Source organism: Paenibacillus cisolokensis (genome assembly GCF_018403665.1).
In the GTDB taxonomy this organism is placed as follows: Bacteria; Bacillota; Bacilli; order Paenibacillales; family Paenibacillaceae; genus Paenibacillus_AH; species Paenibacillus_AH cisolokensis.
The window spans coordinates 1-14,915 of record NZ_BOVJ01000143.1; the positions used below are offsets into that span (position 1 = coordinate 1).

Here is a 14,915-nt window from a genome sequence, read left to right on the forward strand (position 1 = left end):
TTTGGTGATGGCAAAACATGAATGCAGAAAAGAAAACTTGTTCTGATTGCCCGATGCAGGTATCTATTAAGGCATATTGCCGGGCTATTATTTCATTTATCATCAAATATCTTAGATCTACAGTCTCTAATCTTCAGCTATTCCTCTGAGAAACGACCATCTATGAGAAATTTTCGAAAAGAATCATCATAATTCAGATTCATGAATCATCGAGTCTATACGCCGAAAGGAAACGCGGCGCTGTGCTGCCTCAACTGGGTCAACTTTGGTCAACCATAAAAACCACGGTAGACCATCAATATTTCGAGTAGACCGTTGTCTACAGTGAAGCGTATTGAATATCCCAAACAGCGCAATCCACCAGTTATAACAAAACAAGCGATCCGTCGAGATAAAGGTTTGACCGCCGTCTCGAGGATCGCTTGTCCAGTGACCACGCTTAGTCACAATATCAATTATATCATAAGTTGTTGAATACCGCAGAGGGCAGAATATGCTGGCCTCACATCAATTATCAAATAACTCGGGATACATCTTCACAATATCCGCTTTTAAGGCTCGATCCTCAGTTTTTTTATTTATGGATATGATTTTTCAAGCCCTTCTTCCTCTTGGAAGGTCTTATATGTGCTTTTGACCGCTACTTCGAGATACTGTTTTTTTAGTAATTTAATCTCGTTCTTGAGCGTTTTAATCTGCTCTTCTTTTAACGACAATTTAGCAACTAAGTCTTGGTTTTCCTGAAGAATTGTGTCATATTTCTTAGCCTTTTGATGCAAGGCATTGAGCATCTCATTATAGTGAGCTAATGCGTTAATCAAACCCGTTTTATTGTTCCAGTATGTTTCAACAAGCTCAACAACATTTGGTAAGGGAAGTGCACCATCAGTTCCTGCAACCCCCTGCTGCACTGGCTCGTTGAGCTTCGCGATTTGCTCTGACATTCTTCGTGTCCAAATAAATCGATTTATCCCGGTCTCTCTTTCCAAGATGGAAGGATTAATCTTCTTCCCTGGATTCTTTGAGATATATTTTAATAGGATGTCTTTTAATTGCTTATCTGTATATTTTGGCGGTGCTCCCTTTTTCACAATTCATCCTCCAGAAGGTGAGAATCGACCATTGCTTTTTGATCCATCAATCTCCTCAGTTCATTGCAGGCTGAGGATAGCTTTTCTTGGCCCGTTTGCTGATAAGTCAACGTTGTACAATCGTAATTCATTGATTTTGTGACATATCGAATGAGCTCCAATTGTTCCTTAATTCTGGTTTCCAGCAAATTAGAACAATCTTTCAGCCATGCCAATCCCTTTTGTTCGTCATCTGGCGAGAAAAGATAATATTCGCAAAAGCGGCAATCCCCGACCTGACAACGCGATGGGTGATCCGTACAATAGCCGTTTTCCACTTTGTATGTCTCTTGAAAATCATCAAGTCGGTAGATTCTACTTTTAGCAATTATAGCTTGAGTGCCAACATCCCAATTTGACCGCATTAATTTCTTACGGTTCATTCGAAGCATCTGCGCCGCGTGATGGACGAAAGATGAAGCGAAGTGATCCAAATGTTTATGATAATGCAATTGGGTTTCCAGTTGGTTATGCCCGCCTATACGGGCAATAGTTAGCATATTAAACCCTTGCAACATCATGTTGCAAAAGGCAAAGTGCCTGGTATCGCCAGGCTTTATTCTTTCTAAATCACCGTACTTCGGAGTAACGATTTCATCGTAAAATCGATCAATGATATTGATAAATTGGAAAGCGCCCATCTTTTCTCGCGCTTTTTCCTTCGTTTTTATTTTTACGTATTTCCGATATGCCTTATACGAGATCAAATAGTAGGATTCAGAATCGTAAGCTGATGTAAGTTGTTTATAATCCTCAATAAATTCAAAGACTTCTTGATTTATCTGGACAGTATCCGTTATCTCGAGTTTTCCCGGAAGGGTAGATTTCTTCTTTTATCTCGGCAAAACCATCCAATATCTATCCTCATTATCTTTGAACGTGCAATCCCGGCGTAATGAATAAAATTCGACGGGGCGCATGGGAATGATACGGGTGATTCTCCACCATAACAAGAGTGGATAAAATTTCAATTTTTCTTCGTCAGTAGTACAGGTATTAAAATATTCATCTAAAGCATGATCGAAAAGCAGGATATCATGAAAATTGGGCAATTCGCGTACATTCGAGACTTTCGTATTAAAAATTGAACACAAATCGCTATACGCATCCGAATATGGGTGATTATAATAAGCGAGAAATTCCCTTATACTGGTGGCCATGGTAAACTGTTTATGCATCCCGAAACGGTTGAACGCATCTTCTAAATGTGATAAATAATCCGGTCGAAACCCCGGGTAATTCGTATGGCTTCTTTTATTTTTGCTACATTTAGCCGAACGGTTTGTGCTTTAATGCCATTATATATTTTTTGTACTGTATAGCATTTTAAAGCCAAGTTGACCTCGCCATAGAGTTCGCAATCAAAGCGGAAAAGAATTTTGCTAGATTCACCTTGGGTGGACCATAAGTCGCCTTCAAAAGCTCCTGTAACAATAACTCCTTTCTGTTGCAATTCTCTAAACATTTCTTTGTATTCGTGAAGATCATTTCGACTAAAGGTGATCAGCTCAATACTTTCCAAGATAGTTCGATCACTTAGTTCCTCTATGGTTTTTCTTCTGTGTAATGCCGAGTGGAATTTAGCCATTAAACTTCCTCACTAAGTAAATTTTGAATAGCAATCATCTTTTCCTTTAGATTGTTAAGATCAATAAAAGTTTGAACATAGGATCTGCCAAATTGCTGCACTGCCTGACTTAACAGATCCAGAATTTGAAACAAAAACTTGCGGTCCCTGACACGTACAGCGGGATATTTGGTATTTTGAATCGATGAAATTAAACGCTCAAGTTCATGTTGGATCGAAATCAGGATATAAACTTTTGGTATCGCATTTTCACAATGTAGGCAACTTATAGCAGTTGGGGAAGTGCAATTTGGGTATGTCAAGCATTGTACATGCTGCAACTTGGCGGGCATCTCACCCTTATAAATTTTAAATAACAATGTGTTCAAGTCTTTTTCCGTAAGATTGGATAGTCGCAAAGCCAAAGATTGTTTGCTTTGTTGCTGCCGGATTAGGAAATAGCTAAGTTGTTCCAGTTGGTAAGGACTAAAATCATTTCGAAATTGTTCGATCAACACGGTGCTTTGCTCTAACTCTAGCTGCGGCGTGTTTGGCATAGAGAGACGAATAAGAAGATGGTATAGCCATCCAAAATGCCCCCGGTTAAACAAATTCAGACTTACACGTTCTATAGAACCATCTTTGTTTACTGCTTGAATGTATGTTGCAGTCGAATTTTTATCGGTATGTCCTCTAATCCGTTGAGACAGTTCGTAAGCGATATCGGCATTCCCTTTTCCCTCTACGACACTGTAAAAGAAATAAGTTAAGAGAGTCCTATTCATTTTCCGACTTTGGAAATCAACAAGATCCGGACGCTTATCGAAAAATAACCGAAAATGGATTTCTTTTCAAAATGGGTGAATCTTCTTCGGCCAAGTCTGACTAGTTGCTTATCATTTTCAATTCTACGATGAATTTCCGTGATCACAAGAACGGTAGCAGTGGGGACAATCATATCCTGATTGACGAGGAAATGCCCCAGAGCACCGGTCTTGCTAATATACATTCGTTCCACCCGTTTATACAGATGATTAATGACTGCTTGCGCTTGCTCTTGAGTGATTTTCGTTTCCCTGAGTTGGTCAAAAGTCTGCAAATTGCAGGCCTCCAGCGCAATATTCGGCATCTTAACAATGTCTGATGGTCTCCATGCATCAATGACATGCATTAAGACATATAGCCATGTTACAGCATAATCCCTACTTTGGATGGCCTGCTCAATGTGAATGTCGACATCCCGAACATAATTGTAATAAGCTAAAAATTGTTCCGGACTGTACATCTCCCTTTCTTCAACAGGAAGGGGAGTGACTGCATAACTTTTCGAGTATGAACATAACCCTTTGCCAGTGCAAAACTCCAAAAAGTAAATGAAAGTACGTTTATCCCGAATCCCCATTTCTGCACTTCGAAAGATAATTTCTAATTGTTCCGCATCCATTAAGAATACTTCAGTATTTAGCAAACGGAATAATCGCTTTAATGTGCTGATATACTCTAAGGCTTGATTGTGAATCGTATGGCTGTTGCCTTGGCTGCTATTGATTTTTAACGTTACAAATTCACGGTAGAGCGCAACTGTTTTTTGTAAAGTATCCGGTACATCCAGTTCAGCCAACCGAAATTCAAATAACTCAAGCGGTGTCGATTGTTGTCTTTTTCGTTCTCTTTCAATAAACCTGTTCGCCTCATCGGTTGGAACAATCCACTCGTTGTTGTGTTTTATACCTTTAGGTATCACGCCTGTTCGGATTAATTTAGTAATCCAGGCTTTGCTAACCTCTAACTGCGCAGCAATATCTGTTCCAGAAATATAATTGCTCGGAAAGGAACGAGACTCCTTATATTCCCTTAAGGACTCAACTGGAATAACCCATCCTGCGTGATGATACGGTATTTTTTGTTTTTTTGCACCGGGAAATGCCCCTTCTTTTGCCAAGGAATTAACGGCTGTTTTGCTAAGAGATAGTTCTTGTGCAGCTTGAGCAGCGGAGACGTATCCTTCTGGCGGCGATATCGATTTTAAATATTCGTCAATGCACTCCTTTCGGATGTAACGGACGCCATTGATGACTTCCACGCCCGATAAAATTTCTCTTAACACTAATTTTCTGATCCATGACTCACCTACGGATAAATATTCAGCGGCTTCCCGGAATGAAAGGAATCCTTCAGGGGAGGAGGAAGACTGAATATACTCCTCTACAGAGATGGAAGGCACTATCCAAGAACCTCTATGTTTCTTTGCTCCAGCAAATGTCCCTCTCTTAATTAGTCTGCCAACCCAGAGTTCGGTAAGATTAAGTTGTTCGGCTATTTCAGCAATAGTTAGATATCCCTCAGGAATGTTTAACGATGCCTTGTATTCCTCTATGGCTTTGAGAGGGATTTGCCACGAACGATGTACTTTTATTGCGCCGGTAAGCACCCCACTTTTCAACAAGCGTAGTAAGCTTTTATAGCCTATTTCTAATTTTTCTGCAGCTTCGGCTGGATTCAAATACGACATGTTTCTTATTCTCCAAAAATTCATTTTTTAATTAAATTTGGTAAGTAATCCTTATATAAATGTTGCATGCGGTCCTCAAGTTTTTTTCTCATTCGTTCCGTATTTCCTTGATAAACAAGAGATGATGCAAGATTGGAGTCACCTCTTGGCAAAGCAATATCGTATGGGTTATCAGCTTCTTCTGCTAAAAGATTTGTAAATATGCCTCTGCCTAGATGAGTGGACCATTTATATTCTTTCAATTTGATAGCGTAAATCAGATCATCCGGATTTGAAGAATTCCTTAGTTGCTTCAAAAACTCTCTTTTTAATTTACTGAAGTATGCCCTGTAACTTTGTCCCGACATGGCTTTGCCATCCCGATTTACAAATAACGCATCAGATCCATCCACAGGAGTATAATTTTCAATGTGGTTTCGATACAACTGTTGTAGCCAGTCTTGAATTGGAAAAACGATTTGTCTTCTTGGTTTTTTAACGCCACTTGCACCGGCACTATCTTTAATATCTGTTCTCAAGTTTCTTTTTTGTAGGCGAACCACTAAACCAAACTCTCCGAAAGAACCGATAGAATTTACATCGGATCTTCGAATGTTCACAAGCTCACCTTGTCTAATTCCACCAAAGCACTGCATATAAATCCCCAAAGCAATGGGATTCGCGATCTTCACAGCCAACTCGATCAAAGGCAAAATATATCGTTCAGGTAAATCATGAGCTATATGGCCTTGCCTATTTCTCGGCATAACGACCCCTTTGAATGGGGAAACCGTATATTTTTGATTCGATTTGCCGTAAAGGATCTTCTTTTTAAAGGCACTTTCGTCAACATGCTCCAACAGTTTTTTCTTCGCTAAGAACTCAAAAAATAGAGTTAAGGTTCTTTCCGCCTTTCTAACCGTCATTCTTGATTTTTCTTTTCTCGTCAAATTGTTCAAGAACTCTGTGGCATGAGAAAAGCGTAGTTCTTTTAAAGAAGTAAGTTTGTATTTCATACGATTTTCAATAAGTATGTAATTTAAGAAAGCGCAGAGGTAATTAGCATGTAGTCTCTGAGAATTGTAAGCTCTGTATTTCCAGTAATGAAAAATAAATTCCGTAAGAGGATGAACAGATAGTCTGCCGTTCATTTTATTTTGCAAAACGATCACAGCATGCCTGTTAACGACAGGCTCGCTATCACGATGCCTTTTCCACAACTCAATTCCTACACTCTGCACACCAAAACGCAACTCATCAATTCTTCTTGAGAAAGGCACGATTGAACCACTATGGTCCATTTTATAACCCCCGAATCTATTTCAGCTTACAATTATGCTCATAGATTATCGTGACAGTAAAAATGTTACCATATCCATGTTATCGTGTTAAGACATCAATAATGCTCATAAAGAAAATACGAAAAAACAGTATAAACCCTAGATAAATCAAGGGTTTATACTGTTTATTAATGCACACATACAATTATGCTCGAAGTTTTATAGATACTGCTGGAGCTGTCCAGCCTGATCTGCCAGCGCGCGCGCAGCAAAGGCTACATGGGCGATATTGTGCATGCCGGCGCGCAAGGGGCCGATTTCGAGCGCCCGAGCGGCTTTGCCCGGCAAATGAAAATCGGCGATCCGACCCAGATTACCCGGGAAGTGTTCGCTGCGGCGAAGCAATTGTTTCAGAAGCATTGGGACCGGCAGCCGGTCCGCAAAATATGGGTGTCGCTCGGCGGGCTGCGGAGCGACGATGTCCGGCAGCTGACGCTTTTCGACGGACGCGAGCGGCGGCTGCGGCTGGAACGGACGATGGATGAAATCAGGGAGCAATTCGGACCTGCCGCCATTTTTTTCGGCTCCTCCTTGAAGCGGACGAGTCAAATGAAAGTATTGGCAACCAAGATCGGAGGACATTATAAATGAAAAAGCTGGAAGGCAACGGACTGTGGGAATCGAGCCGGATGATGCTGTTTGAACATCGGGACGCTCTTGTCGACCGGAAAGCGAAAAAAGTCCGAAAGCCGAGGCCGCTCCTGGACGAACAGCAGCGGGAAGCGATCGCGGGCAGCATTGCGCGCGCTTTTCAAGAGAAGCGGCCGGTAAGCGTCGTCGTTTATCGCCCCGACGGCGACAAGACAGTGCAAGGAACGATCACGAAGGCCGACGCGTCGCAGGGGCGGATTCGGGTGGGCGAAACCTGGATCTCCGTATCCGATATCCTTGATGTCTTATAACGTCTGACTGGCATCTGACGCCCGGAATTCCGGGCAGCAGCGGTTACCGGCGGCGGGCCGGGCGCTCTTCCGTTCGATGATGTTCCGCTTTCGTTATCGTTCTTCGCCATCGCTTCCCGCCGACATTTCATCCGGTTTCGGCGAAGCGCCGAGCTTCTGCGCGGCGAGCACGGCGAATTCGATTTTCGCCAGGCCGAACGCATGCTCTTCCGTCATCCGAAAACGCGCCGGCAGCGAAAGCTCGCGGAAGTAATCCGCCGGATCGGAGTAGCGGCCGAACCAGTCGCCCGGCTCCGGCGGTTCGACCGGAATGTCCGGCCAGGCTGCCGCCAGCGGCGGGCTGTACAGCCGCTCCGCGCCCGGCTGCAGCAAGCCGTCCCCGGCAAGCCGCTGCTTGTAGACGGCGGACGGAGCTTCGCGCCGGGCCGAAGCGAACAACTCCGGCGCATAATCGGCGCGCGATCCGGTATGACGGATCGAACGGGCGAAACGGACCGCCCCTTCAGCCACCTCGGGGACGCCGAACAGAATCGCATACAGCCCTTTGCCGAGTTCGATCCGCTCATGCAGGCTTGAGAAGTTGTCCAGCACGAGCCCGGCAAGCTGCAGCCGTTCGCCGTCGCGGCCATATGGAAAGACGATCTGGTTCAAATGCAGCAGCGACTGCATGCCGAAAAACAGCGTGCCGAGAACATGCTGGCGAAAATATGGATTGCGGACGACGCGCTCCTCGATATAATGCTGTTCGTTGACGATCAGCGCGACAGTCAGCGGCACGGGATCGCGATCGCGCCAGAACCGCTCCCAGACCGGCCGCATGAACGCCGACACGCCGAACGCCGGCAGCAGCCGGAACAGGCTTCGGCCGGCGTGGAGGGAAGCCTCGTACAGCCGCAGCTGCGGATAGGCGTCATGAAAAATAAGCGCGTTCGACCGCTCCAGGAAGCGGAAAGTCGCTTTGCGTTTCTCCATGCCGAGCAGACGGGGGAACCATTCCCCCTGCAGGTCGGTCATATTCCAGCCGCCGTTGCGCGACACCATATGGGCGAGCAAAGCCCAATGGAGCTCGCGGCGGCGCAGGAAGACGTCGCGGTACGCCGCCGTCCGCGTCACGTTGTTGCGGCCAAGATGCGCCGTTTCGGCGCGGATGCGGTTGACGATCGCAAGCCCGGCGTCGCCGCCGGAAACGGCGATCGCGGGCGAAACGGCGTTTCGACCGCCCGCCGCAAACGGCAAAAACAGCGCGGAAGGCCGCGGTATGTCGGGCGAAATCGGCGCAGCCGGGGTGCCGGGCGGCGATGCCGCTTCCATGTCGACGCCTTTCGTCTTCGGCGTCAGAGAGGCCGAAGACGCGCTTTTCGCCAGCTTCTTCCACGCTCCCTTCAATTCGGCCACGGCGGCCGGATGGAGCCGCGGCGCAGAGCTGGCGTCTGCCGGCGGCTTCGGGGCGTACGCGCGCTTCCGCAATTCCGCCGCACGGAACAGGGCGCGCAGAAGACGCAGCAGCCGAAGCCACCAGCTTCGCAAGCGGCTGCGTCCTTTCGGTTGGTTCTCCATGAAGGTGCTTTCATCTCCCTTCCATACTACCATTATGAGCCGGATGACCCCGGCATAACCGCAAGTATGATACAATGGTTGCATACTAATTTGGAACGGAAAGGAGAATGCGGCATGTGCGGGCGCTATACGTTGACGGTGACGCTTGAGGAGCTGATCGTCCGCTTTATGATCGAGGATGCGTTCATTCCTTTTCACCGGCCGAAATATAACGTGGCTCCAGGCCAAATGGTTCCGGCCGTCATATCGGACGGAAAACGCAACCGGCTCGGCGAGCTGAAATGGGGATTGATCCCGCCATGGGCGGACGATCCGGGAATCGGCAGCCGGATGATTAACGCGCGCGCGGAGACGGCGGCGGACAAGCCCGCCTTTCGGGAGGCGCTGCGCCGCAAACGGTGCCTCATCCCGGCCGACGGGTTTTACGAATGGCGGAAGGACGGACAGGGCAAGCAGCCGATGCGCATCGTCATGAAGGACCGCTCGCTGTTCGCGATGGCCGGGCTGTACGAGACGTGGCTCGCTCCGGACGGCCGGAAAATCAGCACCTGCACGGTGCTGACGACGGCTCCGAACGCGCTGATGGCGGACATTCACGATCGGATGCCCGTCATTTTGCGGCCCGAGGACGAAGCGGTATGGCTCGACCGTGCCAACCGGGAGCCGCAGCGGCTGCGAGCGCTGCTGAAGCCTTACCCGGAGGAGCTGATGGAGGCGTATCCCGTTTCCGCCGAAGTCGGCAACGTCCGCAACGATTCCCCCCGTTGTATCGAGCCGGTCGGATCGGTCGGGTAAAAGATCGCGCCGGTCGGCGCGTCTCCGCAAAAAAAATTCGCCGACCGCGGGCGGTCAGCGAAACATGCCCCATAATTTGAGCAAATGGAAGGTGTTGTTCGGGTCGATCTTTTGGGCCAGAACGAACGCCACAATTTGCCCTTCCTGCAGCTCCGTCAGCTTCTCCCCCAAAATGCGGGCCGCCGAACGGACCAGCTTTTTGACTTTGACTCGATCCTGCAAGTCGTATTTGGTGATCCCGTTCAGCAGCTGCTTGATCTGTCCTTTGACAACCGGGTTTTTCAGCTTGAATTTGACGCGCTCGACCAAATCCGGCCGAATACCGTATTTCTGATAGCTCATCGACTTAGGCACCTCCCCCGCCGTTCGGGCAATGCGGCAATCATTTTACTATATGCCGCCCGGGAGGCATTGTTGCCTAGTCGAGCTGCTCCCCTTGAAAACGGGATCCTGCTGCAGCCGCTCGCGCAGCGCGGCGTATTCCGGCGAATGCCAGAAGTCTTCCCGGCCCGCCAGCTCGGCTGCGTCGTCCCGCGCCTGCTCCAGAATGGCGAAATCGGCCGCCATGTCGGCAAGCCGGAACTCCGGCAGCCCGCTTTGCTTCGTGCCGAAGAAGTCGCCGGGGCCGCGGAGCTCCAGATCGCGTCTGGCAATTTCAAAGCCGTCGTCCGTCTCGGTCATCGCCCCCATCCGCTCGCGCCCGACATCGGATTTCGGATCGGCGACGAGCACGCAGTACGATTGATGAGCGCCGCGCCCGACCCGGCCGCGCAGCTGATGAAGCTGGGACAGCCCGAACCGCTCCGCATCCATAATGACCATCAGCGTCGCGTTCGGCACGTCGACCCCGACTTCCACAACGGTGGTGGCGACGAGCACTTGCACCTCGTTCGTCTCGAACGCCCGCATCACCTCTTCCTTCTCCGCCGCCGTCATCCGGCCGTGCAGCAGCCCGACGCGCAAATCGGGGAACGCCTGCTGCAGCTGCGCCTGCAGATCGATCGCATTCTGCACGTCGAGCTTGTCCGACTCCTCGATCAGCGGGCAGATGACGTACGTTTGCCGTCCTGCCGCCGCTTCGCGGCGGATGAATCCGAGCACCCGGTCCATCATCGAATGTTTGACCCAGTACGTTTTGATCGGCTTGCGGCCATGCGGCCGCTCGCGGATCGTCGATATGTCCAGATCGCCGAACGCGGTAATCGCGAGCGTCCGCGGAATCGGTGTCGCCGTCATCGTCAGCACGTCGGGATTCATCCCTTTGCGCCGCAATATGCTGCGCTGATTGACCCCGAACCGGTGCTGCTCGTCGGTGACGACCAGCCCGAGGGAGCGAAAGAAGACGTCCTCCTGAATGAGCGCATGCGTGCCGACCACGATATCGGTAAGCCCCATCTGAATGCCGGCCAGCGTCTCCCTGCGGCGGCGTTCCGTCAAACTCCCGGTCAGCAGCGCGACCTCGATGCCGGTACCGGCATACAGCTTGGCAAGCGAACGGGCGTGCTGCTCCGCCAATATTTCCGTCGGCACCATCAGCGCCCCCTGATGGCCCGATTTGACGGTCGCATACAAGGCGATGGCCGCCACGACCGTCTTGCCCGCCCCGACGTCGCCCTGAAGCAACCGGTTCATCGCATAGGGCCGGCGCATATCGACCAAAATTTCGTTGATCGCCTTCTTCTGCCCCTCGGTCAACTCGAACGGCAGCGACTCGGCAAAGGAACGAATCGTATCCGCGCTCACCTGATGCGCTACGCCGTCTGTCCGCTTGCGATTGAGCGACCGGAACGCCTGCAGCTTCAATTGAAACCAGAACAGCTCCTCGTAGACGAGCCTTCGCCTTGCTTCCCGTCCATCGGACGTATCCTCCGGGTGATGGATGCGAAAGATGGCCTCGCGGCGCGGCATCAGCCGGTGGCGCTCGATCAGCTCGCGCGGCAGCACTTCCGCAATCATCGCGCCGAATTGCTCGAGCGCCTGGCGGATCGTTTTGCGCATCCACGCCTGGGTTACCGAACCGCCGACCGAATAAACGGGCTGGAGCGTACCCGACTTGGACGGGCCGCGGTCGGGGAATTCAGACTCCGCGACCGTCAACTGCAGACGCTGCTTGTCCCATTTTCCGGTCAGCACGATTTCCCGTCCGGGGACGAGCTGGTCCTGCAAAAAATGGCGGTTGAACCAGACCGCGGTAATCAGCACGCGGTTCGTCTCCACCTTGCAGGACAGCCGCGATTTGCTCCGTCCGTACCGCTGCAGCGCTCCCGCGCTGCGAATCGTTCCCCGAATCGTCATTTTTTCTCCGTCCTGCGCTTCCGTCAGTTCGCGTATGCGATAATCTTCGTACCGGAACGGATAATATTCCAGCAAGTCCGCAACCGTACGGACACCAAAGGCGTGAAGCTCACTCTCTTTCCGTGGGCTCACGCCTTTGACCTGCCTGACCGGCAGTATGGATAACGGGTCCTTATGATTCATGTTTCGCGCGCACCGTTCATGAATACGGCCGACGTTCCCGGTCCGACATGCGTACCGATCACGGCGCCGATCGTCGTATAATGAACTTTCCGGATATCGAAATGAGGACGGAGTTGCTCGAGCAGCTGATCGGCCGTATCGCGCGAGGTCGTCCAGGCCATCGTGACGTCGACCGCTTTTCCTTCGTAATCCTGCCGCAGCAGATCGACGATGCGCTGGATCGCTTTCTTCTGGCCGCGCACCTTGTCCACCGCCATCACCCCGCCATCCCGGTCGAGGGACAGAATCGGCTTAATATTCAGAAGCGAGCCGAGCACGGCGGAAGCTTTGCCGATCCGGCCGCCTTTCTGCAAATATTCCAGCGTATCGACAAGAAAATAAAGCCTTAGCCGGTTGTGTATCTCCTCGATCTCGGCCAGAATCTCCTCCTTGGACCGGCCGGCAGCCGCCATCTCTGCCGCCGCGACGACGACCGTACCGATGCCGTAGGAAGCCGACTTGCTGTCGTATACCGTAATATCGGCCTCTTCTTCGAGCATGGACGCCGCGAGAACGGCCGATTGATACGTTCCGCTCAATACGGATGCGAGATGGATGGAGATGATGGAAGCGCCGGGATCTTCCCGCAAAATACGCTCGTACACCTCCGAAAATTCGGTCGGCGACGGCTGTGAAGTCGTCGGCAGCGAAGGCGCCTCGGCCAATTTGGCATAGAACGAATCGGCGTCCAGGTCGACAGCGTCGAGGTAGGACGCTTGTCCGAACAGCACTTTCAGCGGTACCATCTCGATACGCAGCCGTTCCCGAACTTCGCGGGGAATATCGGCAGTGCTATCCGTTACAATCCGGACTGTCATGGTCACAGCTCCCTTCGGTTTATTCGACGGCGAACAGGTAAGGGTAAAGCGGCTGCCCGCCCTCATGGATTTCCAGCTCCACATCGGGCCAGGAAGACGCGATCCAGTCCGACAGCGCGGCCGTCTGTTCCGGATCGGCATCCGCGCCCGTCAGCACCGTGAGCAGCTCGCCGCCCCCCTCCAGCATATGATTCAGCAGCTGCCGGCATGTTTCCAGCAAATCCCCGGAAGAAACGACGATCGTCTTCTCGCTGATGCCGATGTAATCCCCTTCGCGAATGTGAACGCCGTCGATCGTCGTATCGCGAACGGCATGCGTCACTTGTCCCGAACGCACCTGTTCCGCGGCCGCCTTCATCCATTCCGCGTTCCGCTCGGCGTCCTCCTCTTCCTTGAAGGCGAAAGCCGCAGCCAGCCCTTGCGGAATGGTGCGGGTCGGAATGACCGTCACCTGCCGGTCGCTGAGCTCCGCCGCCTGCTCCGCCGCGAGCACGATGTTGCCGTTGTTCGGCAGCAGGAAAATATGCTCCGCCGGCAGCGACTCGATCGCCTTCAGGAAGTCTTCCGTACTCGGGTTCATCGTCTGGCCGCCGGAAAGCACGATATCGACGTTGCTCGAGCGGAAAATTTCCGCCACCCCTTCGCCGAGCGCAACGGCAATAATGCCGAACGGAGCCCATTCGTGCACCTGCTCCGGCGGCGTTCCGGCTCCTGTCGGTCCCGCGAGCACTTCCACGGACGCGAGGCCGGTGACGGACCCGGGATCGTCGTCGGCGCCGGAAGACAGCGCCTCGTCTTCGCGATGGAGCAAGTCGCGGTGCTGCTCCCGCATGTTCAGAATGCGCAGGTCGGTCAGCTCGCCGTACGGAAGCGCGTAGTTCAGCACATCGCCGGGCCGCCTCGAATGGACATGCACCTTGATGATATCGTCGTCGGCAATGACGATGATGGAATCGCCGTCCCGGCCAAGCGCCTTTCGGAAGGCCGCCTCGTCGAAAGGCGGCGCTCCGGAACCGCCCAGCTTCCGGTTAATAAAAATTCCATATCGTACAGATACTCGATATGCTCCGTCTCCAGCCGGGATTGCGCCGAGGTTCGTTCCGGCTTGCGCGGCGCGATCGCAGCCCCCGGCTGCGCGATCAAGGCCGTATCCGCCGCGCCTTCGCCGGCCAGACTTCTCCAAAATCCTTCGTAAATATATACGAGTCCCTGGCCGCCGGAATCGACGACGCCGACCTGCTTCAGAACGGGCAGCATTTCCGGCGTGCGCTGAAGCGTCTCATGCGCCTTGCGGTGCACTTCCCGCATCAGTTCGGCCGCATCGTCCGTCCGGCGGGCGATCTGCACCGCGTGGCGGGCCGCTTCTTTCGCCACAGTCAAAATCGTCCCTTCGACCGGCTTCACAACCGCTTTGTACGCGGTATCGACGCCATGCTGAAGCGCAGCCGCGAGCTGAACCGAATCGGCTTGCTCGAGACCGGATAGCGACTTGGCCACGCCGCGGAACAATTGCGACAGAATGACGCCCGAATTTCCGCGCGCTCCCATAAGCAGCCCTTTGGACAATGCCTCGGCCGCTTTTCCGATGGCGGGCGACGGTTTGCTTTTCAGCTCGCGTACGCCCGAATCCATCGTCAAGTTCATATTCGTTCCCGTATCGCCGTCCGGCACCGGAAACACGTTTAATGCGTTTACCTGTTCTGCGTTCGCCTGCAAATATTCGGCGCCCAGCAGTGCCATACCGGCGAAATCGGAACCGTTAATGAAGCGCTTTCTCAACAAATATTCCCCTTCCTGC

The 14,915-nt window shown here is 51.6% G+C and carries 13 protein-coding genes and 1 pseudogene; 3 read left to right on the plus strand and 11 right to left on the minus strand.

Annotated elements, in window-relative coordinates; all coding sequences use genetic code 11:
- Positions 1-578: 578 nt before the first annotated feature.
- From PACILC2_RS18985 to PACILC2_RS19005, 6 genes are all read right to left on the minus strand, one after another.
- Positions 579-1,091, minus strand: coding sequence for a hypothetical protein (locus tag PACILC2_RS18985; RefSeq protein ID WP_244863638.1), 513 nt, complete (start codon positions 1,089-1,091; stop codon positions 579-581).
- Positions 1,088-1,771 (minus strand): hypothetical protein, encoded by a 684-nt coding sequence (locus PACILC2_RS27245; RefSeq protein ID WP_244863639.1) that lies wholly within the window; start codon positions 1,769-1,771, stop codon positions 1,088-1,090. Before PACILC2_RS27245 ends, PACILC2_RS18985 begins: the two co-directional genes overlap by 4 nt.
- A 560-nt stretch (positions 1,772-2,331) precedes the next feature.
- Positions 2,332-2,718, minus strand: coding sequence for a hypothetical protein (locus PACILC2_RS27250; protein WP_244863640.1), 387 nt, complete (start codon positions 2,716-2,718; stop codon positions 2,332-2,334).
- Positions 2,718-3,482 carry a hypothetical protein gene (locus PACILC2_RS18995; RefSeq protein ID WP_213530132.1) on the minus strand — a complete coding sequence of 255 codons (765 nt, stop codon included), beginning with the start codon at positions 3,480-3,482 and terminating at the stop codon, positions 2,718-2,720. The genes PACILC2_RS27250 and PACILC2_RS18995 overlap by 1 nt, the downstream gene beginning before the upstream one ends.
- Positions 3,479-5,209: a helix-turn-helix domain-containing protein gene (locus PACILC2_RS19000; RefSeq protein ID WP_213530134.1), complete on the minus strand. Its 1,731-nt coding sequence runs from the start codon at positions 5,207-5,209 to the stop codon at positions 3,479-3,481. Before PACILC2_RS19000 ends, PACILC2_RS18995 begins: the two co-directional genes overlap by 4 nt.
- Positions 5,210-5,229: 20 nt before the next feature.
- Positions 5,230-6,489: a site-specific integrase gene (locus tag PACILC2_RS19005; RefSeq protein ID WP_213530136.1), complete on the minus strand. Its 1,260-nt coding sequence runs from the start codon at positions 6,487-6,489 to the stop codon at positions 5,230-5,232.
- A gap of 216 nt (positions 6,490-6,705) precedes the next feature.
- On the opposite strand from PACILC2_RS19005, the gene PACILC2_RS19010 reads away from it, so the two are divergent.
- Together PACILC2_RS19010 and PACILC2_RS19015 are read left to right on the plus strand one after the other, a co-directional pair.
- Complete coding sequence (locus PACILC2_RS19010) at positions 6,706-7,119, plus strand: DinB/UmuC family translesion DNA polymerase (RefSeq protein ID WP_280515347.1); 414 nt, start codon at positions 6,706-6,708, stop codon at positions 7,117-7,119.
- A complete protein-coding gene (locus PACILC2_RS19015; RefSeq protein WP_062492517.1) occupies positions 7,116-7,430 on the plus strand; it encodes a YolD-like family protein in 315 nt (104 codons plus the stop codon). The genes PACILC2_RS19010 and PACILC2_RS19015 overlap by 4 nt, the downstream gene beginning before the upstream one ends.
- A 93-nt stretch (positions 7,431-7,523) precedes the next feature.
- On the opposite strand, the gene PACILC2_RS19020 is transcribed toward PACILC2_RS19015, so the two are convergent.
- Positions 7,524-8,987 (minus strand): DUF2515 domain-containing protein, encoded by a 1,464-nt coding sequence (locus PACILC2_RS19020; RefSeq protein ID WP_244863641.1) that lies wholly within the window; start codon positions 8,985-8,987, stop codon positions 7,524-7,526.
- Positions 8,988-9,101: 114 nt separating this feature from the next.
- On the opposite strand from PACILC2_RS19020, the gene PACILC2_RS19025 reads away from it, so the two are divergent.
- Positions 9,102-9,782 (plus strand): SOS response-associated peptidase, encoded by a 681-nt coding sequence (locus PACILC2_RS19025; protein ID WP_062492515.1) that lies wholly within the window; start codon positions 9,102-9,104, stop codon positions 9,780-9,782.
- A gap of 54 nt (positions 9,783-9,836) precedes the next feature.
- Here the strand turns inward: PACILC2_RS19025 and PACILC2_RS19030 are convergent, their stop codons facing one another.
- From PACILC2_RS19030 to PACILC2_RS19045, 4 genes and pseudogenes are all read right to left on the minus strand, one after another.
- A complete protein-coding gene (locus PACILC2_RS19030; protein WP_062492514.1) occupies positions 9,837-10,124 on the minus strand; it encodes a stage VI sporulation protein F in 288 nt (95 codons plus the stop codon).
- A 48-nt stretch (positions 10,125-10,172) separates the two neighbouring features.
- Positions 10,173-12,260 (minus strand): ATP-dependent DNA helicase RecG, encoded by a 2,088-nt coding sequence (gene recG, locus PACILC2_RS19035; RefSeq protein WP_213530140.1) that lies wholly within the window; start codon positions 12,258-12,260, stop codon positions 10,173-10,175.
- On the minus strand, positions 12,257-13,117 hold the full coding sequence (locus tag PACILC2_RS19040) for a DegV family protein (RefSeq protein ID WP_213530142.1): 861 nt from the start codon (positions 13,115-13,117) through the stop codon (positions 12,257-12,259). Before PACILC2_RS19040 ends, recG begins: the two co-directional genes overlap by 4 nt.
- Before the next feature lie 19 nt (positions 13,118-13,136).
- Positions 13,137-14,896: pseudogene (locus PACILC2_RS19045) on the minus strand (DAK2 domain-containing protein).
- Between the last annotated feature and the right edge of the window lie 19 nt (positions 14,897-14,915).

Excerpts from the sequence above, each read along its gene's own strand:
- PACILC2_RS19005 (WP_213530136.1), bottom strand. The coding sequence starts at position 6,489 with ATGGACCATAGTGGTTCAATCGTGCCTTTCTCAAGAAGAATTGATGAG.
- PACILC2_RS19000 (WP_213530134.1), bottom strand. The coding sequence starts at position 5,209 with ATGTCGTATTTGAATCCAGCCGAAGCTGCAGAAAAATTAGAAATAGGC.
- PACILC2_RS19040 (WP_213530142.1), bottom strand. The coding sequence starts at position 13,117 with ATGACAGTCCGGATTGTAACGGATAGCACTGCCGATATTCCCCGCGAA.
- PACILC2_RS27245 (WP_244863639.1), bottom strand. The coding sequence starts at position 1,771 with ATGGGCGCTTTCCAATTTATCAATATCATTGATCGATTTTACGATGAA.
- PACILC2_RS18995 (WP_213530132.1), bottom strand. The coding sequence starts at position 3,482 with ATGAATAGGACTCTCTTAACTTATTTCTTTTACAGTGTCGTAGAGGGA.
- PACILC2_RS19020 (WP_244863641.1), bottom strand. The coding sequence starts at position 8,987 with ATGGAGAACCAACCGAAAGGACGCAGCCGCTTGCGAAGCTGGTGGCTT.
- PACILC2_RS19025 (WP_062492515.1), top strand. The coding sequence starts at position 9,102 with ATGTGCGGGCGCTATACGTTGACGGTGACGCTTGAGGAGCTGATCGTC.
- recG (WP_213530140.1), bottom strand. The coding sequence starts at position 12,260 with ATGAATCATAAGGACCCGTTATCCATACTGCCGGTCAGGCAGGTCAAA.
- PACILC2_RS19015 (WP_062492517.1), top strand. The coding sequence starts at position 7,116 with ATGAAAAAGCTGGAAGGCAACGGACTGTGGGAATCGAGCCGGATGATG.
- PACILC2_RS27250 (WP_244863640.1), bottom strand. The coding sequence starts at position 2,718 with ATGGCTAAATTCCACTCGGCATTACACAGAAGAAAAACCATAGAGGAA.
- PACILC2_RS19030 (WP_062492514.1), bottom strand. The coding sequence starts at position 10,124 with ATGAGCTATCAGAAATACGGTATTCGGCCGGATTTGGTCGAGCGCGTC.